We start from the raw sequence: 22,331 nt of genomic DNA on the forward strand, positions 1-22,331 counted from the left end.
TTATTCGCTCTTTTCTATTTTTCTATTTTCTTCCACAATCCGCTTCACTTCTCCCAGATAAGAAAGTGAACCACATGCGATGATTACCTGATTATTCATTCCGGCACCACATGCTGCTGTCGCTGATTCCACCGCCGACTGAATACTGTCTTTTGCTTCTGCTTCTTCGCAATATTTTCTGGCACAGTCCGCAAGTTTCCCGGCACTTAAGCTTCTGGCTTTGTTCGGAAGTTCTACAGTGTAAACCTTCTTTGCCAGCGGGCACAGGATACTTATAATCTTTTCATACTCCTTATCCTGAAATACTCCCATAATAAGCTGGATTTTCTTTCCTTTAAAGTATCGCTCAATGGATGTTCTCAGTTTGATTGCAGCATCCTCATTATGCGCTCCGTCTATGATAAAAACCGGATTCTTTCTAAGGCAGGTAAATCTGCCTTCCCACACGGTTTTTGCAAGCCCGTCCCGCACTGCTTCGTCCGGAATCTCATATCCAAGCGTTCTTAACTGCTTTACAATCTCAAGCGCTGTGGCAAGATTCTCTCTCTGGCACTGCCCCGCAAGATTTGAATGCATCTTTTCAAACTCTTTATAAGAAAATGTGATTCCATCGTAACTGTCCGTCAGAATTTTCATTTTCTTTGGCTCCGCCTCTACATAAGAGCAGTTCTTCTCTTCTGCTTTTTTCTTCAGGACATTTCTCACAACGTCTGTCTGTCTCGCGGATACTACCGCACAACCAGGTTTGATAATGCCCGACTTCGTCCGGGCGATCTCCTCCAGCGTATCTCCAATCACACCAAGATGATCGACGCTGATGGTTGCAAATGCTGCACAGATGGTATTCTTCACAATATTCGTCGCGTCCGTCTCACCGCCAAGTCCGGTCTCAAGTACGACCATGTCGCAATGCATTTTCCGAAAATACAAAAAAGCCATTGCCGTCTCTGCTTCAAATAGCGTTGGGAGTGGTTCTCCCTTTGCTTTCAGACTGGCAATCGCTTCCTTTATCTTCTCTACACTCTGTGCAAAATCCGATTCCGAGATCCATGTTCCGTCCACCTGGATCTTCTCCAGATAAGACATAACGGTCGGAGAAACATATCGCCCGGTTCTGCAGCCAGCCTCACTTAATATAGTCGAAGTGTACGCAAGCACAGAGCCCTTGCCATTCGTTCCTGCAATATGTATGAACTTAAGATCGTCCTGTGGATCACCAAGCTCATGCAACAGACCTCGAATCGTATCTAAGCCAAGTACACTTCCGTATTTCGACATCTCGTCCAAATATACCCTTGCTTCTTTATAGGTCACGTTTTTTGTTCCCTTCTTTTTTATAAAATTTACTATGATATTTACATATTAGACTTATCATACCACTGTAAGCGCCTGATAACAAGCGAATCTTTTCGAAAAAATATACCATAACTTTTTCCATTTGTAATGGTATATTTCATCACCTCAAGATTCCTGAATATCGAATCAGTGTAAGAATCACCTGCACTGCAAAAATTGCCGGAATCCCGTATCGGAATTCATTCTTCCTCGTCTTATGGTGGAATACATGCATTCCGATCCAGGCTCCCACAGAACCACCGATACAGGCAAACCCAAGAAGAGTCTTCTCGCTAGTTCGCCACTCGTCATTCTTCGCTTTCCATTTGTCCTGGCCAAATGCCAGGAATGTAATAATATTAATAACACAAAGATAAATGATAAAATTTTTGTTCATGTTTTTTATAAAAAGACGAAATTCCAAAATTCCGCCCTCTTTTACCTCTCGTAATTCTTATCTGTTTTTATTATTTTACCACATGTTCCGTAATCTTTTCAAACAAGATTTCACCATCTCATGGCTTCTAACGGCTTGAAAATGTGTTCTGCTTTTATTAGAAAGAATCAGACACTAAAAACTCGGAAAGATGTACAATCTTAATTCCATTTTCAATTCCCTTATCCATCTCATTTAAAGTTACCACATATTTCGGATAATGATCTCGGATCGCCATCAAATTCCCCACCTCTCTGTCTGAATTCTGTGGAATCTGCACACACACTTGAATATATATTTTTTCTTCTCTTCGGATCGCCACAAAATCAATTTCTTTCGTATCATTTTTTCCTACAAATACTTCATATCCGCGTCGTTTTAATTCAAGAAAAACAAGATTTTCCATTACCCCATCTAACATTTTTCGATTGTAACCAAGAAGCGAATACTTCAAAGAAACATCGGAAAGATAATACTTCTCCTGGGTTTTTAAAATATTTTTCCCTTGTAAGTCATAACGGGCACACGGATATATAATAAATGCCTGTTCCAGCCAACGTAAATAATTGTAAACGCTTTCTACAGAAATTTTCCGATGCTCACTTTTCAAAAAATTGGAAATCGAGTTTGCTGAAAATGTTTTTCCTACATTTTCAATAATATATTTTACTACTCTGTCAAATAGATCCTGTTTGTTGATCCGATGGCGTTTCACAATATCGCGGGAAACCACCGTGTAATAAATTCCATTTACTATCTGATACGCCTGCTGCGATTCATATTCTCCAAGTGCAATGATCGGAAATCCTCCAAAGCGAATATACTCTTCCAGCAGCTCTGTTTTTGACTTATCACTTTCTTTTTTAAATTCCAGATACTCTTTATAAGATAAGGTAAAAACCGGAATTTGTATATAACGTCCAGTCAGATAGGTCGAAATCTCACTTGACATTAACTTGGAATTAGAACCGGTTATATAAATATCTGCCTTTCCGGCTTCTAATAAATTATTAATTGCCTTCTCCCAGCCTGGTACTTCTTGTATTTCATCTAACAGAAGATAACAGTGTTCCTTCACACCTATATCTTCTGCCAATTCCTCATACATCTGCTTTGCAGTTATACTCTCCGGTATATCCATATCCGTATACCGTTTCTCTATAATATAATCTTGTGAGACACCCTCTCTTATAAGTTCTTCTTTAAACATTTGAAAAATTGTAGATTTTCCACAACGCCGCACACCTGTCAGTATTTTTACAAGAGGTTTATCTTTAAACGCTTTTAATGCATCCATATAATCTGGTCTGTAAATCATAGAACGCCTCCTTTTTCCATGTTTAATGTTTCTATATTATATATTACCTAAATTCCATTATGTATTCAACAGTTTTTAAGGTTAAACCTAAAAAACTATATTATTTTCCATATTTTTTCAGGTGATATAGAAATTAATTTAATACATATGTGGTTATAAAATTCCCCCTCCCAGATGCGTGACATCTGAGAGGGGGGATAAAATCTTTTGATATCTGTACCGATATGCCCTTTTGTTATTTATTTTTTCTTCTTATAACCGTCACACTGATTACAACTACCGCTGCAATTGCTGCCAGCACATAAAGCATCGGTCTTGCTTCATCTCCTGTGACTGCTGCCATCCGGTTCTTCAGCTTATTCATCGGAGTTTTCTTGCCCGAGTCCTGTCCGTTTCCACCGCCCGGTGTTCCTTTATCCTTATCTTTGTCCGGGTCTTTGCTTTCGCCGCCGCTGGTATCTTCTGCTGTCTCAATGACCAGTGTCGTATCCTCGCAGACTTCTTCCAGTGTCAGATATCCGTCCTGGAACTGTTCCGTAACGTCTTCCCCGTTCAGAAGAATCCTTGAAACCTTCCATCCTTCTTCCGGTGTGATTCGTATCTTCGGCTCGGCAAAACGATCCACAACAAAGTTATCTATGTTGCCTTCTATCTGATCTTCTTCCCCTTCTATCACTACATCTGCGTGACTTTTTTCCACACGGATATTATGGGAGTCCGGCACGGTTGTACGGATGATGCTCTGGGAATTCGATGAGCTTCCTGCATCTGCTGCCAGAACGGACATGGTCGTAAAAAACATCGCTGCGATTGCAGCCAGCATAGTCATCACTGTCACAAACACTGCTGTTGTAATGCGGACAGTCTTTTTATCCACAATGATATCCAAATTTTCTGTCTTTTTCCTCATATACACGCCCCCTTACTCACTTTTGTCCACGTATGATATCGTAAATGTCACCGTATCTGCGTACTCTCCGGCCGCCGCCTTCTTCCAGTCTTCTTTTTTAATCGCGATAGTAAGAGGTGTCTCTTCCCCGGCTTTTGTATACTGCGCTGATGTAAACGGCCGGCTTCCCGCCTCATCCTGCGCCAGAATCTGATAAGGAATCACTGCCTTTGAATTGTTGGAATTCTTTAAGTTAAGATCAGATAGCAATGACACCTGGATACATTTTCCATCCTCAATCTGCGCCTGCTCTACTACAATATTCCCGTAAGAGGTTTCTGTCTCATTAAACCGCATGCTTGTATCTACCGGAATCGTCACCTGGTAAGCCGGGTCCACATGATAACTGACTGTCGCGCTTCCCGCCGTCTGGGTGGTGGCTGCATAGATTGGATTTTCTGCACATATTAACAGCACCGGAGTCAGTAGTGCAAAAAGAATTCCTGTTCTTATACTTCTCTTTTTCATCGTTCTCCCTCCCTACTGTGCAATGATTGTCGTCTCTACATTTGCCCCGTTCATAGCCGAGCCATCGGCGAGTGATGCTGTCGTAATCTTGATGGTCGCCGGATATTCTCCCGCTGCAAGTACCTTCTCTAATGTCACCTCTGTAATCGCTTTCCCCGGCTCCACCATCTTCGATGTGTAAATCGTCTCATCTGTGTCGTTAAGCACGATTTCAAATGTAAAGTAACATGGATTTCCTTCCGGATTCATCAGGTTCATCTGCACGTCTTTTTTGTCTGCCTCGATCGTAATGGACGGATAGCCCGGTATCCGGATTCCTGTCGGCTTTTCCCCGGTATCGTCTGCCGTCTGGGTCTTCGCATTTGGATCCAGATCCGGCGTAAAAGCCGAATCTGAACCTCCTTTCCATTTCAGGAAATAAATTAATCCTGCAATGATGACTGCACACAGACAAATGATAATGATGATAAGTATTTTATTTTTTCCTGCCTTTTCTCTCATCTGCTCTTCCCCCTACCAAAATTTTACCCTGACATTTAGATTGCTAAGATCGTACTCATCTGCATTTTTTCCGTGAGCATCAAATTCCAGTGTCAGACTGTCCACATCAATTTTACTTCCGGAATCGAGGGTATATTCTACTATGTTCCCCTTATCATCTCTCTTGTCCAGATCTATCGTACTAACCTGCCAGTTTGTATGATCTTTATTATCAGACCTTGTGTGGTAAGAAATTCTCAGATCACCATAACCATCTTTGACTTTTTTAGTATGATACACAATCGTTACCGTCATATGCGAATAATTCTGATGTACTGCGTCATAGGAAAGATTCGTCATATTCATATGATATCTTGCCGGATTCTGTCCGGTATCTCCGGTCGTCGGCACTTTTGTCTGATTTCCGTCTACATAAAATGTAAATATTGTAAGTTCATGTTCATCAGTCACCCGGTAAGTATGATTTCTATCTGATGGTGTATAATTATAATAATAGTTTGCTTTCCAGCTTGCATATAAGGTAATATTTTTTGCGTCCTGAAGCTGCAGCTCTTTCGTACTCATGTCAAATGCTGTGTTGGATCCTTCTTTTTTCCAGCCTTTGAACTCCCAGCCATAACGGGTCGGATCTGACGGAAACTGGTATTTATCACCGTATTTGATCTTTCTAACTGTCTTCGCTCTTCCGTCACCATAGTCAAATGTAACATTGTACACATTTGACTCCCATTCCGGATAGAGTGTCACAACGCCTCCATTCACATCGGTCAGCTTCGACACCTTCTGTCGGTCAGAGTAATATGTCTTCTTGCCCTTCTTATCCACGGTGTACCATCGCTTAAAGGAATGGCCTTTGCATGTAAATCCGCATTTTGGAAGTGTTACATTTTCCGTGTAATTGACCGTCTTGGCTTCCATGGAGCCTTTCGCCTCTGTACCACTTAAGATAAATGTAATCTGATAGGTATTCTCTCTCCAGTTCGCCTTATAGGTCCGGTTATCTGTAGAACCCTGTTTTACAGACACATTGTCACTTACTCCTGTAATTTGGGTTCCACTCCAGCCTGTAAATGTATATCCGGCGCGGACTGGATTTTTCAGTTTAAATACGGTGGTGTCCACGTTGTAAGTCGTCGGATTCTTCTCCCCGGACTTCATGCTTCCGCCATTTAAGTCATAAGTAATCTGGTATGTCTTCCGCTCCCATATTGCTGTGTAAATATGACTTTCTGCCGGCATAGTCGTCGGAAGGTTATCGACTTTCTTGCCATTCTCACTCCAGTTTTTGAAAATATATCCTTTTCTTGTCGGATTTTCTGGTGCATTTATCTTGTCACCATAATTTCCTTTGATTGGCTCAATCGTTGTTCCTCCGCCTGTCTTGAACTGAAGTGTGTATTCCATCTTCAGCCACTGTGCCTTATAGGTAAGGTCTTTATCCGGTATCGTCATTTCAACGTCTTCGTCCCAGCCAAGGAACTGGTGTCCGGTTCTTGCCGGCGCTTTCGGCACTATAATATTCGCACCATAGCGTCCGGTCACGACGATCTTACTGTCGTCCTCGCCCTTTTCTGCAGCGAATGTTCCGGAATCTGCGTCAAATGTGACTGTATGTACCTTTCTCTTATAGTAGTACTTCACTGTCGTCTGTCCGTCTCCGGAAATGGTAACTTTCTCTGTCTTTGGTTCCTCGAAGCCTTTATATTTCATGACTTCTGGTGTCACTTCGCTATCCACAGCCGCCCGTGCATGACTGCTTTCTTTCAGCGTATAACCGTCACCTTGTACATTTTGCTGATAATGTTCTACTACATAGTTGACGATGTTTGCTTCCCATTTTGCATAGAGTGTCAGATCCTGATCCGGCATATTCGCTTTGTACTCTTTCGTACATTTTGCATCTGTATACCAGCCTGCAAATGCATAACCGGCTCTTGTCGGCTTCGGTATGGACATTTCATATCTTGCTTCTACCGTCTTATCTGTCTTACCATCGTAGTTCTTAAGCGTCAGCGTATGCACATTTCTTGTGTAACGGTAAATGACTGTTGTTCTTCCATCACCTTCGACTGTCACCTGCTGTTTCTCCGGTGCTGTAAATCCATCAAAGTTCTTTACTTTTGGTGTGACAACCGTATCCGTATCAGCGTTGAAGTTCTCCTGTGCTCCCAGCGAATATCCGTCATCATTGGCATTTTGCAGACAATGCTTGACTGTGTAGTTTACACTCTGCACATCCCATTTTGCATAAAGTGTGATGTCACGTGCCGGAACCACTCCGTCAAATGCTTTTTTAAACTCTGCGTCTGTATACCAGCCTGCAAATGCATAACCGGCACAATCTGGTTTTTCCTCCCATTTCTCACCATATGCAAGTTCTTTTGTCTCGCTGTCATTACCGTTATTGTAATGGATCGTCACCTGATGGCGGTCACGCGTATATTTGTAATCTACATATGTAACCTCTCCATCGTCTACCACATCATAGCTAACCGGCTTTGGTGCTGTAAATCCTTCATACGCTTTTACTGCCAATGTCAGATGTTCTCCTGTTTTAGCTGTGACAGTTTCAGTCTCTGCCAGATCATACTGCTCTGAATTGACAATAGACTGTTGATAATGTCTCACCTGATAAGTCTTCATTCCGGCTTCCCATTTTGCATAGAGTGTCAGGTCATGCGCCGGCATGGTTGTCTGTACGTACGGCTGTGTCAGTGCTTCGTCCGTGTACCAGCCTGCAAATGCATAGCCTGTCTGCGACGGAGTATTTGTAATATCTGCCTCATAGCGGACTTTTGAAGTCTTGTTATCTTCTCCATTGTTCAGGACATAAGTCAGATTGTAGCTGTTCCGCATATAGTAATACTGGATATCCGGTCCGCCCCAGCCATTTACCTGTCCTGTTTGAGCCTCCGGTGAAGTAAAGCCTTCATACTGTTTTGGCTGCGGAGTCACTTCTGATTCTGTCAATCCGCTTAATACTTCTTCCTCAAATAAATCAAATCCATCTACAGATTCTTTATAATGATAGACAGTATAGCTGCTCATCATCGGTGTCTGTTTTGCATAGAGCGTCAGATCTTTGTCCGGCATGGTTCCATCGAATCGATTGTTGAAATCTTTATCTGTATACCAGCCTTCAAAGCGATATCCATCCCGAATCGCTACTTCTGTAATTGCCGCACCAAATGGCATTCCGAATCCTTCCATATTATTTTCATCGACCCCGCGGTCTACCAGCTTCAGCTTATGGATATTTCTCGCATACTTGTATTCAATAACTGTGTTGCCGTTTCCATCTACTGCCACGGTCTGTGTTTCCGGTGAAGTAAAGCCTTCGTAACGCTTCACGTCCGGCGTCACTTTATCTTCCGGATATGCCGCAAAGACTTCCTCTTCATATAAGATATATGGATCTTCTTCCACAACCGGTTTATCTGTGTCCGGATACTCTTCTTTATCTCCACCCGGTTTTTCTTTTTCTGCATCTGGCAGTTTTTCTAGCAAATGCCGGACTGTATAGTTGACTTTCTGCTTCTCCCATTTTGCATAGACCGTCATATCTTTTGCCGGCATCGTCTGGCCAAATGCGTTCTCACATGCCTCGTCTGTATACCAGCCTTCAAATACATAGCCTTTTCTTGTCGGCATCGGTGATGCAATCTTGTCACCATATCTTGCTGTCACTTCTGTCTGGTCTGATTCTCCGCCTTTTGCATCAAAGGTCAGCTTGTACTCATTCAGATCATAGTACACTTTCAGTACAAGACTGCCATCTGCCTTGATCGTTCCCTTCGGCAGTTCACCTTTTAAGTGATAGACTTTCTCGTCAAGATCTGCTGCTTTTGCTGTGACTTCCTCTCCCATCTGTCCGGTCAGAGCCGCAGTCTCGCTTAAGCTGTATCCGCTGTTATCCGTATTCTGCACGTAGTATTTCACGGTATAAGTAATGCCTTCCAGTGCTTTCCATTTTGCAATGTAGGTCTTATTCTCAGATGGAACTTCCTTTGGAACCCCAGCGCCTTCTTCGTCCTCCCAGCCAAGGAATTCATATCCCGGTCTGTAGACTGCCGGTGTCGGCATCATGGTTCCATATCGGTAATTTCCGTCTGCGATCACTTCTGTCTGAGTTCCATTCTCCGTCTCTTTTTCGGACTTGAATGTCTGTATATATTTATTTCTTGCATAATAGTAATTGATGACCAGGCTGCCGTCTGCTTTTACAGTCTCCGTAAGCTGCGGCGGTGTTACAAATCCCGTACGCTCATTTGGAACCGGGCTTACTTCCTCTTCCGTCCTGCCACTCATTTTCACCGGAGTCTGCGCTTCATAGGTTCCATTCGTTCCTTCTATATAATCTACGACTGTATAACCCGCATCGGCTGCTTCCCATTTTGCATAGACAAGTCTGTCTTCTTCCGGCATGGTTTCCGGAATGGTGTATGGAATGGTGAGATCCATGTCCTTATACCAGCCGGCAAATGTGTATCCGAGTCTTACCGGATTTTCCGGCTTCTTAATCTCTGCGTTATATTTTCCGGTAATTGCATCGACGAAAGATCCGCCATTACTCTGGAATGCAATATAGTAACCATCTCGCAGGCGGTCCCAGTGAAGCTTGATCTTTCTTGCACACGGCTTCGTATTAAAGGTACCTTCCTGGTTTTTCCATGTAATGATCATCTCGCCATCCTGCTCCGGCTCATCACCTGGATTTACACGGATAATATTGGTCGCCGGATCATACGTAAACGCACTGTTTGTCATGGAAATGTTGAAATACTTTGTATCATCTTCGTAAATCTTCTCGTAATATTTTCCGTCGTCCAGTCCGGTCTTCATATCCATGTACTGCATCTTGAAATATTCATCCGGAATCTGAACCGACTGAATCTCCCGCTTCATATTAATCTCGGCAACCTTATCCTGGGTATAAGCAAAATCCAGTACATTTTCCAGAACACCTACCTTATAAAGCGGCCACTCGTTTTCATAAAGTGTCGGATTATAGGTAAATGCATTGGACAGTGCCTGTGCCTCGAACTTCACTTCCAGATAAATACCGATTTCCAGATACATAGCTCCCATAGCACGGCTGCTTCGTCCTGCCGATGCTGTATACTTCAATTCGTAGTAGAGGTAACCCCAGACCTGTGCATAACCGCCCACATCCGCCGAGATACCGACACTGGCGATGGACGTTGATAATAATCCCACACGCACCGTCAGTCTCACACCGGCTTTGATGCCAAGAGTTCCCATAGCATATGCCGTAAATTCATACTGCTCCTCTACCAGATCTATCGTATCATTGGTCGCCGTCCGCTCTTTGACCCGTACACAGAAGACATACTCTTTCGCATTCTTATACCAGTACGTCATTCCGATGGAAATGTTCACATTTGCGGAAACAACGAATTCCAGCTTCACCTGAATATCAATGATCAGAAGCACACGGAAATGCTGGTCTACCAGTGGGCGCTTGTAGATTTCCACCCAGTCTGCCTCGTCTGCCAGAAGTTCCGAGTACCTCTCTGCCAGAGACTTGGATACGGATATTTCATCTCCGCCACTGACGAGGCCTGATGCAGAATTTAGATAATCCTCGCCATTCTCCATCATATTCTTCAGCTCTTCGGTAATCTTGTTGACACCTTTTCGTAATTTCGAACTGGAATCAGATACCGGGTTTCCGGTTTCTGCAGTCTTGAAGTTGACATTCAGTCCAATTCCTGTGTATTCATATAATTCCAGAGACGCCGTTACGCGGTAATCTGCAATGTACGGAATAAATCCCCATCTTTTCCACACGGCTGAGCCGTCCACATCGATGGATACTCGCACTTCCTGTTCAAATGTCGCCGTGATCATGATCTCGATGTCTGCGCCCCGGTTCACATGAATTGTAATCGGCACGCCGATCTCCAGTGCAAGCCTTAGTCCACTCACATCTCCGTCAAAATGTTTCAGTGTCGTGCCGAGATTTGCTTTTACCGTCGGTACTCCTAATTCCACACGGGAACCGCCTGCCCCGCCTGCGGCTCTTGCCTTTCTCAACTGGCCATAGCCCTGGCTCTGAACCATGATGTCTGCATTCATATCTTCCTTGAGAGATCCCTGAAGCTCCTCAAAAGATTCTGTCTCCATTGCCGCATCGGCAACTCTTTCTGCCACTTCGGATGCAAATCCGCTGTCTACTGCCTGTGTCTCAATATCCTCTTCCAGCGCCTGCACATCGGTATCTTCCAGAAGCTCCTCCCCTTCTACATTTTCCTTCTGGTACACGTCCATAGTCTGGCGCATATCTTCTTCGCTCACAGGTATATAGCTTACTATGTATTTTTCTCCTGATAACAGAACACTCGTAATCTCTCCATAGAGAGACACAGCTCCGCTTTCATTTTCTCCCATTGTACCTGTGTAAAGTGCCAGATAATCGCCCTCATCTATGGTTGTCTCACTGTCCAGATCCATAGCCTGGCTCATAGCATCATCACCAAAGGTCAGGTCACTGACATTAATCGTTACACTGTTATTATCCGGGTCACCGTCCTGATCTTTGTCCATAGAAAGCGGCAGCACATCCGGCATAAAGAGCACGTCTTCCGGTCTGGAGCCTCGATATGTATACTTGTCCCCGTCCGCTCCTGTAATCTCGATAAATGACACATCACTATTGTCACCAGAGGACATATCCATGGTCGGGATCACATCACCGGAATAAATTGCGACCTGGTCGCCGACTTCTAACTGCTTCTTATAAGTAAATGTTCCGGTCGTATCACTGCCTTCTTCGGTCAGGGAACCGTCTGTTCCAATCGTCATTGCCGCGATTGAAACTTCCTTAACTTTCTTTCCATTTACAGTCAGATTGGAAAGCTCTTTCTTATGAATATACTTGATTTCTTTATTTAACTCTACATTTTTGACTTCTTCACGGTAGACCGTAAAATCATAGACACGAATCGTCGGGTCAAATCCTGTAAAATATAACGCTTTTTCCTGAAGCTCCAGCTTATAGGCTGCCCCCGGTATCCATCCGTTCGGATTGCTGATCGTAAATGTATGGTCTGCTCCTTCGGTCACATCTACCGTAACCGTTTCGGAAGAATCTGTCACATTTTTTATCGTGAAATTTTTCCGCACCTGGTCAGGCGTCATAGCAGCACTTGTATCCGTCACCGGAATCGTAAAATCTGCTGCCACATCATTTGCTCTGGCATAAGTCGCCATGGACACTTCTTCCATCGGCTGGTTGTCTGCATAAGAGGCATACAATGTCACATCACTCAGAAGACGATCCTTACTGTCCACATATCTGGTGCATGCTTCATCGTAACACCAGCCAAGAAATGTACTGGACTTTTTCACCGGTGCCGGCAGATCTTTCAGAACGATTCCTGCCTGGTACTGCTCCTGTGTTACTGTGATCATCTGATCTGCCTGCTGCGGATTCTTCTTCGTGATAGTCCCGCCATTTGTCTCATATGTAATGTTGTACGCTGTATCCTGAAATGCAATGTCAAAAGTCAGGTGATCTGTATAATCACCTGTATAGTTCGGTTTGTCCAGAATGTTGCAGTCATATTCCTGCTGCTTATAGCTCTCATCTTTCGTAAGACTTGCGACAACCGAACCATTTTCCAGTGCCGAACCACTCTGCGGATTTCTCAGTTCATATGCAAGACTATGTAATCCACTCTTTAATTTCCAGTCATTTTCAGACTGGACTGTCACGCTCACATGATCCTTGTCATATAATCCACCTGCATCCGCTTTTATCGTAAGCTTATCCCCATCCGCATTGACCGTCTGTGGAATATCCACATAGTAGTAGCGTTCCGTCCACTTTGCATAGAGGACAACACTGCCGGAATGATCCGCAGTGCTAAGCGAAGTAACCGGCTCTCCGTTAAACTCCTCATTATCATACCAGCCGGCAAATTCATATCCCGCTTTTGTAATCTGCTCCGCTCCCGGAAGCTCTGTCACCGGCTCATCGTAATTAGACGGAGCCGTGTAACCTTCTGCAAACGTTCCTCCATTTTTCTTATAGTCAATGCCGGATTCCTTCCGCGCATTCGAACCCTGAGACGTTCCTTTCTCCGAATGCACAACCGGATTCTGCGTATTCGCATCTTCAGCAAATGCTGCGACCGGCACTGATGTTGCAAACAGCACCGCGCTCAAAATCATACTGACCAGACGTTTCTTCATATGTATTCCCTCCTCATTTTTCCCTCTGAAAACGAGTAATTATATGCTAAATTACATATATGATACCTACGAATTGTTCCGTGCTGCGCACTCCCACAATTCGCCCCACTATTCGCATATCGTGGGATTAACATCCCACTTTTAGGCTCATATTGGGGCGAGTCCCAAGGTCTTTCAGTCACATATGAGCAAGCTCATGTGTCTTTAGACCTTTTGACTCTGGTATCATATATATTGTACCAAAGAAAATACATCTCTCACATGCCCGTTGAAAGCCCAAAAAGTGCCTATTTTACAATTTCTTTTGTAAAACAGACACTTTTTCGTATCCTGTTATTCTATTGATTTACGAATTCTTTAATCTTATCGCGTTTATCAATCTGTAGTTTTTCCAGAATTCCGGAGACATAGTGCTTGACCGTATTCACTGACATTCCCATATGTTCTGCGATTTCCTGATTCGTCCAATCCCTGCACGCCAGCATGGCTATAGAATATTCCAGCGGAGTCAAAAGATCCGTCACTGCCTTTTGCGTCTTGGGATTGTGAATTTTCATCCAGCCACGGCTAAATGCAAGTACACCATCCACCAGCTTCTTGTACATTTCCGGCTCTTTTTTCCGGATACAGACTTCCATAGTCCCCTGAAGCAGACCATGATACTCGATAAATGGTTCCATGAATTTGTCCGCTCTTGCCCTCTTCCATGCCCGGGTCACCGTCTGAATTGCTTCTTCTTGTTCTTTCAGATTAATCTGACACACTGCCTGTACGCACCCCAGATAAATCATGGAAATCGGATAAACTCCGTCTGCCATCAGAAATGCCCCCTGTACAACACCTTTTGCCTTTGCATAATCCTGTCTCAGATAAATCTCATGTGCTAAAAGACTTACTGCAAATAATCGTTGCCCAATTGGAAGATACGGAATGTACTGCTGAAGTGGCGGGGTTCCTTCCTCCGGCGGTATATGAAGAAATGTGCTGATTACATAAAATGCGAACAGACACGCCGCCTTTACATTCACAGGCGTGTCCTCCTGCATTGCCCGTGTCAGACACTGATGTACATCTTCCCTTGTATGCTGTGCTGCCTGAGAATCTCCAAGTGTAAGATTCGCAAATGTGTAAAGCATATCTGCCGATAGCCGGAGCATCACATCATCGTGATCCAGATAATCTTTTATCGTCTCCACACATCTTTCTGCCTGAGCTGAGAAGAAATAATATTCTCCCTGTGCAATCTGTGCCAGTTCCTTATCTTCTATTTTCTCAATTGCTTCTGCAGCCTTTCCCGGTTGAAATGCACTTCCAACCAAAGGAAGGATGACTCTGTCAGATATTTTCATTTCTTTCACCACTTCTTATAAAATTATATTTTCTGTCAATATGGCCTTTATCAATGAAACTTTTCTACATAATAATTCTGTATATCTGTTAAAATATACGCCTCATAATATTCTACCGGAATCTCCTGATTGTCTTCCAGACAATAGGAAATCGCTTTAATTCTCAATAAAGGCTGACTTTCGTCCCGTTCCAGTAACCGGCTCACCGACACATCTGCTGTTGTAGCTTCCAGTGTCTGTCTCACCCGGTACATATATGTCCCATAGAATGAACCAAGCACTTCATATAAAGACCGGTTATTGAAGTCAAAAAAATCTAACTTTTCAAATCTTTTTGCCGGTAATACTGCTGTATTTAAACTATACGGAATACCATCTGCATAATAAAGGCTTTGGATTTCAAAAACCTCTTCTCCTTCTTCTATCTGAAGTTTATCTGCCAGATACGCATCTGCTTCTTTTTTTTCTAAAGACAACTGCTTCTTGCCCGGCAACTTTCCTTCGTTCCTTACAGCCTCTGTAAAACTATAGATTCTTGATCTTTTCTGATCTGTCTGTTCTCTCACAAAGCAGCCCTTTCCCTTGATCCGGTACAAGATCCCTTCTGCACACAATTCGTCAATTGCTTTTCTCACCGTCACACGACTGACTTTATAACACTGGCACATTTCATTCTCAGATTTAATTACCTGATTGGGTTTTAAAATATTATCTTCAATCTGTTCTTTTATCTCTTGCTTGATTATTTCGTATTTGGTCATCTTACTTTCCACCTGCTTGCCATAATTCAAGAATGCCGAGGCATTCTTGTTTCTTACCACCTATAGAGGTGGGAGTCATCTCCCAGCTGATATAACTTTGGCTTATCGTTATAACGAAAAAAGCCATAGATCTCATACTCACATGAAATCCATGGCCTTGTTGATCTTTTATTATTTTAACATAAAATCCTTTATTTTTGTCCGTTATTATGCAGTTTCTTTTGCAATTTTTCTCCAGTTCAGGAAACCGTATGTGGAGTTGATGAAGTTGATTGTCTTCATAATGATAATCAGCAGTGCCGAGGAATCTCCCTGCATAAATACCATGATCCACATCACAATGGAAAGTGCATTTACAATTGCCCACATTGCCCACTGCTCTGAGAAACGAAGCAGATACAGGAAACTTGCCACAACCGATACGACCGTTGTCAGAGAATCCATAAATGGAAGATTTCCACCCATCCATTTCAGAATCTGCATGTATCCGAGTACTCCAATAATTGTCACTGCTGCTGTTGTGAGCATAATCTTTGGTGTCATCGTACGGAATTTTACTTCTCCCCCCTTTGTCATGTTCTTCTTCCATGTGAAGATTGCAATCGCACTGACCGGAATTGAGTAAATCAAGTTGTACATGACCTCACCGTAAAGCGGAATACCCATACAGTTAATCGCATATAATGCACTGTTGATAATTGCAAAATACAGACCGGCAACTTTACCTTTTGCTCCAAGCACCAGGTTCAGACTGCTTGTCAGTGTCATAACTAACATAAACAGGCTTTCTTTCTGAATTGCCCAGGCTGCCGTCTGTACAATCAGTACAAATGCAAGCCATGCTTTTTCTTTCCAGCTCCAATCTGCAAAAAATTCTTTTATTTTATTCATTTTCCCATTCCTCCGAAATTTTCTGAAATTCCTCCAGGTCCATAACTGGTCCAGATGTTCCTACAATTGCCGCTGCCGTACGATTTGCAAGTAATACGGCATCTTCTACTTTCATTCCCTTTGACATTCCTGCAATAATCGCCCCGATATGACTGTCTCCGGCTCCTACAGTGTCCACAACATTGGTCTTAACAGATGCGACCCTTCTCATTTCTTTTCCCTCATAAAACAATGTTCCTTCTGCCCCAAGCGTAACAAATACAAGATTGCCACTCTTTTCATAAAGAGTTTTCACTGCTTCTTCTACATTTTCCCGCTGTGTATAACCCTTTGCTTCTGCTTCATTAATATGTAAGATTGGCTTTAATGCAAAGAGGTTATCCATTGTCTCTGATTCGATTGACGTAATCATCGGTCCCGGTGCAAAAAAGATATGCTTTTCTTCCACATTAGGCACAGTTTTCAACCACTGTGAAATGATTTCACCACTTTTTCCACAAACCTGATAGCCTGCGATGTAGATATTTTCATATCTGTCCATATCAATCCGGTTAAACCACTCTTTTTTGAAATGGCACTCCGCTCCCTGCACTGTGATAAATGTTCTTTCTCCATCAGCCTCTACAAGACTCAGGCAATAACCGTTGTCCTCTCCCGGTTCTTCAATGAGCAGCTCGTATCCTTTTTCTTTCATACCTCTGCGGATGATATCTGCAAATGAACCTCTTCCGACCGGCACGCATAAATCATGTTCACAATTCAGATTTCTCAATGTGTTGGCCACATTGTACGCGCATCCGCCAACTACCGTCTTCGTCTCTTTACACGGAATATCTTCTCCACTCTTCGGGAGACGATCGATCTTCATCATCAAATCAACAATTGCAGCCCCAACTACAAGCGTTCGCATCCTAATAACTCCCTTCCTTTTTCAAGAATATTGATATACTCCTCAAAATCAGTCTCCGGGTTCTGATCTCTTAAAAGCTCTGTATACTCTGGCTTAATCTTTGAATAACCAACAAATGCCCCACATATAGCTGTTGCCATCGCTCCGATTGTATCTGTGTCACCACCAAGATTTGCACACATCAGACAACATTTATTTGGATCCTGTGTGTAATATGCAATGGAAACTGCTGCCGGAACAGATTCAATAATTCCAACTCCTGCTCCAATTACATCATAGATTTTCTTAGAAAATGCATCTTCATCGTTTGCATATTCTTTTGCAATCTGAACACCAATCTTTACTCTCTCTGCAAGTCTCGGGCTGAATGTCTCACAACCTTTTTCGTATCCGGCTTCTTCTACAGAAAGAATATCACTTAACACCTGCTCGAAATCATCATTGACAATTGCAGATGCAACACCTTCTGCAATCATAGCTGCTCCGGCGATTGTAACATCACTTGTATGTGTTGCCTTGGAAACTCCGTACACATAATCTATCAGTTCTTTTCTCTGATCTGGTGTAAAGAGGCAGCCGATTGGTGCAATTCTCATAGAACTTCCATTGGATAAAGCTTTGTTCGTTATCGCACTTGCATCTACTCCATCTCGGAAATTCGCCAGTGCAAGCTTAGAGGTCGGTCCTAAAATATTATTTTCAAATGCATTCTCTTTTTCAGCCCATTCCAGCATACGCTTTGCTATATCTGAAGCATTTGGCTCATAACCAGTTGCCTTCAATGAATCCAAAAGAACCATTGCCTGTCCAGTATCATCCGTGAACTGAGCTTTATTATAATTAAATGCAACATCATTCTCTTTTGGTCCGTCAATGAATTCTGTGATTTTTCCACCAAAGAATTTTCTTGCCCTTTCTCTGCCCCACAATTCTGCCGGCATTCCCATCGCATCACCAAGTGCCATTCCATATAATGCTCCTGCAATTTTATCTCTTAATTCCATGTTTCTTTGCTCCTTTTAGATACGCCTTGATAGTACAGCTTGTATTGTTTCTTGTTGCGTTTATTTTATACATGTCGGTTATTTATGTCAATATACTTTCATATTTTTACAACTTTTCAGCATTTTTGTCAATTTTCATCGTTTTTTGAATAAATACAAGTCCGATTTTTGTCTAAAATAACAACAAGCCGAATTCCTTAAAATCCGACTTGTTGTTATTTTGATTTCCCTGTAAAATAAACACTTTCCTTCATGCTCGATATTCATCTGTACCTGCACTGTTCTTATAAGCTTTCAGCTTTCTCATATTCTTCAATGATGCACTGATGTTCTTTAGTAGCTTTATCGTAATTGATTGCTACAAGTAAAATATTCCCTGTGTAATCCAAAACCGAAGACGGATATTTCTTCTCTTTTATCTGCTCCATTGCTGTCTGAGCATTTTGATTCCATTTTAATTCAACAATTAATGCCGGATAATCATTTTTATATTCCGGTTTAGGAATAAACACAAAATCTGCAAAACCACGCCCCGTTGGCAGTTCCCGTACTGGTTTAAAATAATACTGCATCGCACTTAAATATGCAATTGTCAGCACACTACTCAATGAATTTTCATTGTGATACTGAATTACTGATGCGTATTCATTATGAATTTTTTCAATTTGGTTCGCGACTGCAACACTATCCATATCCAATGTTGCCTCCAGCAGATTTTCTGATTCCTGCTGGAACATGAGCATCTCATTCCATGGTTTACAATTGACTGCCGTAATAAGCTCCTGACGAATTTCTTCATTCGGAACAAAAGCCATTTTCTTTACCTGGTCATATCCCAGATACCCCAAATGAATCATGTAGGTCAACACATCGTCTTTACTCTGGATATTTACCGTATCATTTTTAAATGTTGCTGTGTTAACCTTGACTGCCGTCCCGGAAATCATCTCAATAATTGCCGTTTTCAGACCATCATAATTCATATTGATCAGTGGAACAATCGCTTCATAAGAAGCTGTTTCAGACCAGTAACTTTTATATTCACTATTCAACATGACACTTACAACAGCTCTCGGATTGTAGACCTGATAATCTCTCAACAGATAACCGTCATACCATCTTTTTACTTTTTCAAATTCCTGATGATATGATCCTGAAAGTTCTCTTACCTCTTCTTCTGTAAATCCAATGTATTGTGCAAGCTTACCCGGACTTAACATTGTAAATTCATCAAAATTATTCAATGCAGATTGCGTCTTTTCTTTTTTTATCGGCAAAATACCTGTCAGATAAGCCAGTCGAATATATTTTGTAGGCTCTGTCCCTTTAAAGAGTCCTCGTAAAAACCCTATATATTCATCTTGAATTTTTTGATCGGCCGCTTTGTCACGAATCAGGACATCCCATTCATCAATAATTACAATAAATTTTGTTCCGGTCTCTGTATTGATCTTCGATAATACCTCTGGTAATGATACAAGATTCTCTGTCAGCACATCAGGATAATATTCTTTTAATTCAGAAATTGTCTTTTCTGATATATAGGATACAATATGATCTGCTCCTCCTGCAGGTTCCATGCACCATTGAATGTCCACGTGAATCACATCATATTTATTTAAACGTTTCTCAAAATCTGGCGTTTTACTGATCTCCAAATTTGAAAACATTTCTTTCGAATCGCACCCTTTGCTATAATACGCCGTAAGCATATTAGCGGTAATTGACTTTCCGAATCTTCGCGGGCGGCTATTGCAGATATAGCCTTGTAACGTATTCATAACTTTGTTTGTATATTCCAGCAATCCTGTCTTATCAACATAAATTTCAGAATTAAGTGCAACTTGAAATGCTGAATTTCCAGGATTCACAAACATCCCCATATCTGCACACTCCTCTCTGCTATATAATAAATTCTTTCCATGTTTTCCTACAGTATAACATAAAAACACCGTATCAGGTACTGTGTTTCTATTTCGTAATCTTCAAAAAACGCCAGAACCGACATTTGTCGGAACTGGCGTTTCTTAATCCGAGAGCTTTTTATACTCCCATTTTATTCTTTTATCATTTTATGAATTATTTTCCTAGACTGTCACTTTTTTATCTTCCGACTTCTCAAGAAGTTTCTTAATTCCCTGAATTGCTACAAGCACTCCAAGGATTAACAGAAGTACTGCAAAGATAAGCTGCAATGTATTTCCAAAATCCAGTCCTGTTGTCATGAATGCCTTTGTAAGTTTTACAATTGTCATTCCAAGTGCCGTAAATGTAACTGCCATCATAAATACCATTGGTCCCCAGAGCATGAATCCCTGACGTTTTGTCTTCTTTAAGAATACTGCGCAGGCTACAAGTGCCAGTACAGATAACAGCTGGTTTGCTGAACCGAACAGTGGCCAGATTTCTGCATATCCGACTTTTGTCAGGAAATAAGCAAGCACCAGTGTGATGATTGTTGCAAAATACTTATTCGTTACTACCTTTAAGAAAGGACTCATATTCTCATCTTCCACATCTGAATCAATCCAGAACTCCTGGAATGACAGACGTCCGACTCTGGCTACTGAATCCAGAGATGTCAGTGCAAATGCAGATACTGCAAGGTTGATCAGTGTAAATACAAGTGAATGTGGCAGACCGATGACTGACAGAAAGTTCGCAATTGCTCCTGCGAAAATCTGTGGCTGAGTAGTCAGTCCCTGTGCTGCTGCCTCACCTTTTCCAAATGATGCAACGGCAATCAATGCCAGAACTGCAAGCATACTTTCCATTAACATGGCACCGAATGAAACCGGAAGCATGTTTTTCTCATTTTTAATCTGCTTGGAAGCAGTACCTGATGATACCAGTGAATGGAATCCTGAAACTGCACCACAAGCGATTGTCACAAACAAGATTGGGAACATATACTGCGGATTTCCATTTGCATCCGGTATCGAGAATGCTGTAAATGCTTCAAGATTACATGCCGGATTTGCAACAAATACGCCAATAACAGCACCAAGGATCATAAAAATCAACAGATAACTGTTCAGATAATCACGAGGTTGAAGTAATGCCCATACAGGTGTTACACTGGCAACTAAAATGTAAGCAAAAATAATAAGATGCCATATATCAAGACTTACATAGATTGGAAAGTTAAGTCCAAGTGCAATTGCAACTACCAGTAAAATAACTGCTACTGCTGTATTTACCCACTTATTAAATTTTGAATATTTCAAGAAAAATCCAAGTGCCACTGCTTCTACGATAAATAACATAGAGGTTGTTGCAACAGCTCCATTTGCTACTACTTTTGTAACTGTTCCTGATTCACTTGTTGCGAATCCGTTAAATGTTCCGGCTACGACATCAGCAAATGCTGCGACAACCAGAATGCAGAACAGCCAGCAGAATAACAGGAATAATTTCTTACCTAATTTTCCAATGTACTCTTCAATGATGTAACCAATTGTACGGCCTTTGTTCTTTACAGATGCATACATAGATGCGAAATCCTGAACTGCTCCGAAGAATACACCACCAATTAAAATCCATAAGAGAACCGGAAGCCATCCGAAGATTGCTGCCTGAATTGGTCCGTTGATCGGACCTGCTCCTGCAATTGATGCAAACTGATGACCAAATACTACGTTAGTATCAGCCGGTACATAATCCACTCCGTCTTCTAATTCATACGCCGGAGTTTTCGCATTCGGGTCAATGCCCCATTTGTTTTGGAGATAACGGCCATACAGAAGATAGGCTCCTCCGAGCACTACGATGGCAATTATCATCATAAGTATTCCACTCATAATAATCCCTCTTTCTTTATATTTTGATTATATATTAATCTCAGGAACACCAATCAGCATTTCTGAAATTATTATCGATCTTGCGTATATGTTTCCATACAATAAAAAACGCCTTCGCTATCCTTTCGGATAACAAAGGCGGATTTATCTTCCGTGGTACCACTTTGTATTACTGCATTTATCACTAACTACAGTCTCTCATCACTGTCATTCTCAAACAGTTTCTTCTGTAACGTGAAGATTACGTCCCTGCTTACTTTAGCTCTGATGTTAAATATGTTAAGTATTTCAGAGGGATGCTCCCGGGTGATATCACAAAATCCGTTCTGTCGCTTCGCACCACCCAACGACTCTCTGAAATCGCGTTCTCTTTTGTGACGTATCCCTTTCAC

The 22,331-nt window shown here is 42.1% G+C and carries 14 protein-coding genes and 1 other annotated feature (1 of these 15 only partly in view); all 14 genes read right to left on the reverse strand.

The genetic code is table 11. From position 1 onward, the window contains the following. The 14 genes from C7E02_RS13925 to C7E02_RS13995 all read right to left on the reverse strand — a co-directional run bounded on the left by C7E02_RS13925 (position 1) and on the right by C7E02_RS13995 (position 21,939). On the reverse strand, positions 1-1,314 hold the full coding sequence (locus C7E02_RS13925; RefSeq protein WP_105309892.1) for a bifunctional folylpolyglutamate synthase/dihydrofolate synthase: 1,314 nt from the start codon (positions 1,312-1,314) through the stop codon (positions 1-3). Between the two features lie 142 nt (positions 1,315-1,456). Beyond that, entirely contained in the window at positions 1,457-1,759 is a 303-nt protein-coding gene (locus C7E02_RS13930; RefSeq protein ID WP_005339981.1) for a DUF1294 domain-containing protein, read from the reverse strand. A gap of 130 nt (positions 1,760-1,889) precedes the next feature. Further along, positions 1,890-3,089, reverse strand: coding sequence for an ATP-binding protein (locus C7E02_RS13935; RefSeq protein ID WP_105309893.1), 1,200 nt, complete (start codon positions 3,087-3,089; stop codon positions 1,890-1,892). A 235-nt stretch (positions 3,090-3,324) separates the two neighbouring features. Then, positions 3,325-3,999: a hypothetical protein gene (locus tag C7E02_RS13940; RefSeq protein ID WP_105309894.1), complete on the reverse strand. Its 675-nt coding sequence runs from the start codon at positions 3,997-3,999 to the stop codon at positions 3,325-3,327. A 12-nt stretch (positions 4,000-4,011) separates the two neighbouring features. Next, positions 4,012-4,506, reverse strand: a complete 495-nt coding sequence (locus C7E02_RS13945) for a hypothetical protein (protein WP_105309895.1) — start codon at positions 4,504-4,506, stop codon at positions 4,012-4,014. Between the two features lie 12 nt (positions 4,507-4,518). Continuing rightward, a complete protein-coding gene (locus tag C7E02_RS19240) occupies positions 4,519-5,007 on the reverse strand; it encodes a hypothetical protein (RefSeq protein WP_158683053.1) in 489 nt (162 codons plus the stop codon). Between the two features lie 12 nt (positions 5,008-5,019). Further along, a complete protein-coding gene (locus tag C7E02_RS13960; RefSeq protein WP_105309897.1) occupies positions 5,020-13,224 on the reverse strand; it encodes an InlB B-repeat-containing protein in 8,205 nt (2,734 codons plus the stop codon). 338 nt (positions 13,225-13,562) lie between these two features. Beyond that, the gene (locus tag C7E02_RS13965) at positions 13,563-14,573 is read right to left on the reverse strand and encodes a response regulator transcription factor (RefSeq protein ID WP_105309898.1); all 1,011 of its coding nucleotides are present in this window, start codon (positions 14,571-14,573) and stop codon (positions 13,563-13,565) included. A 50-nt stretch (positions 14,574-14,623) separates the two neighbouring features. After that, positions 14,624-15,334: a GntR family transcriptional regulator gene (locus tag C7E02_RS13970; RefSeq protein WP_029731151.1), complete on the reverse strand. Its 711-nt coding sequence runs from the start codon at positions 15,332-15,334 to the stop codon at positions 14,624-14,626. 207 nt (positions 15,335-15,541) lie between these two features. Next, positions 15,542-16,225 carry a nicotinamide riboside transporter PnuC gene (gene pnuC / locus C7E02_RS13975; protein WP_105309899.1) on the reverse strand — a complete coding sequence of 228 codons (684 nt, stop codon included), beginning with the start codon at positions 16,223-16,225 and terminating at the stop codon, positions 15,542-15,544. After that, positions 16,218-17,135 (reverse strand): PfkB family carbohydrate kinase, encoded by a 918-nt coding sequence (locus C7E02_RS13980; protein ID WP_105309900.1) that lies wholly within the window; start codon positions 17,133-17,135, stop codon positions 16,218-16,220. Before C7E02_RS13980 ends, pnuC begins: the two co-directional genes overlap by 8 nt. Then, positions 17,120-18,139 carry an ADP-ribosylglycohydrolase family protein gene (locus C7E02_RS13985; protein WP_105309901.1) on the reverse strand — a complete coding sequence of 340 codons (1,020 nt, stop codon included), beginning with the start codon at positions 18,137-18,139 and terminating at the stop codon, positions 17,120-17,122. Before C7E02_RS13985 ends, C7E02_RS13980 begins: the two co-directional genes overlap by 16 nt. A gap of 284 nt (positions 18,140-18,423) precedes the next feature. Then, positions 18,424-20,022 (reverse strand): AAA family ATPase, encoded by a 1,599-nt coding sequence (locus C7E02_RS13990; RefSeq protein WP_005339969.1) that lies wholly within the window; start codon positions 20,020-20,022, stop codon positions 18,424-18,426. 204 nt (positions 20,023-20,226) lie between these two features. Continuing rightward, on the reverse strand, positions 20,227-21,939 hold the full coding sequence (locus tag C7E02_RS13995) for a carbon starvation CstA family protein (RefSeq protein WP_105309902.1): 1,713 nt from the start codon (positions 21,937-21,939) through the stop codon (positions 20,227-20,229). 131 nt (positions 21,940-22,070) lie between these two features. Further along, positions 22,071-22,331 (reverse strand) — a binding site (T-box leader); it runs 9 nt beyond the window's last position.

The organism is Dorea sp. Marseille-P4042 (assembly GCF_900290215.1).
Classification (GTDB): domain Bacteria; phylum Bacillota; class Clostridia; order Lachnospirales; family Lachnospiraceae; genus Dorea; species Dorea formicigenerans.

What these genes read in the sequence shown, in the direction of transcription:
- C7E02_RS13935 (WP_105309893.1), bottom strand. Translation starts at nt 3,089, where the DNA reads ATGATTTACAGACCAGATTATATGGATGCATTAAAAGCGTTTAAAGAT.
- C7E02_RS13940 (WP_105309894.1), bottom strand. Translation starts at nt 3,999, where the DNA reads ATGAGGAAAAAGACAGAAAATTTGGATATCATTGTGGATAAAAAGACT.
- C7E02_RS13945 (WP_105309895.1), bottom strand. Translation starts at nt 4,506, where the DNA reads ATGAAAAAGAGAAGTATAAGAACAGGAATTCTTTTTGCACTACTGACT.
- C7E02_RS19240 (WP_158683053.1), bottom strand. Translation starts at nt 5,007, where the DNA reads ATGAGAGAAAAGGCAGGAAAAAATAAAATACTTATCATCATTATCATT.
- C7E02_RS13960 (WP_105309897.1), bottom strand. Translation starts at nt 13,224, where the DNA reads ATGAAGAAACGTCTGGTCAGTATGATTTTGAGCGCGGTGCTGTTTGCA.
- C7E02_RS13965 (WP_105309898.1), bottom strand. Translation starts at nt 14,573, where the DNA reads ATGAAAATATCTGACAGAGTCATCCTTCCTTTGGTTGGAAGTGCATTT.
- C7E02_RS13970 (WP_029731151.1), bottom strand. Translation starts at nt 15,334, where the DNA reads ATGACCAAATACGAAATAATCAAGCAAGAGATAAAAGAACAGATTGAA.
- pnuC (WP_105309899.1), bottom strand. Translation starts at nt 16,225, where the DNA reads ATGAATAAAATAAAAGAATTTTTTGCAGATTGGAGCTGGAAAGAAAAA.
- C7E02_RS13980 (WP_105309900.1), bottom strand. Translation starts at nt 17,135, where the DNA reads ATGCGAACGCTTGTAGTTGGGGCTGCAATTGTTGATTTGATGATGAAG.
- C7E02_RS13985 (WP_105309901.1), bottom strand. Translation starts at nt 18,139, where the DNA reads ATGGAATTAAGAGATAAAATTGCAGGAGCATTATATGGAATGGCACTT.
- C7E02_RS13990 (WP_005339969.1), bottom strand. Translation starts at nt 20,022, where the DNA reads ATGGGGATGTTTGTGAATCCTGGAAATTCAGCATTTCAAGTTGCACTT.
- C7E02_RS13995 (WP_105309902.1), bottom strand. Translation starts at nt 21,939, where the DNA reads ATGAGTGGAATACTTATGATGATAATTGCCATCGTAGTGCTCGGAGGA.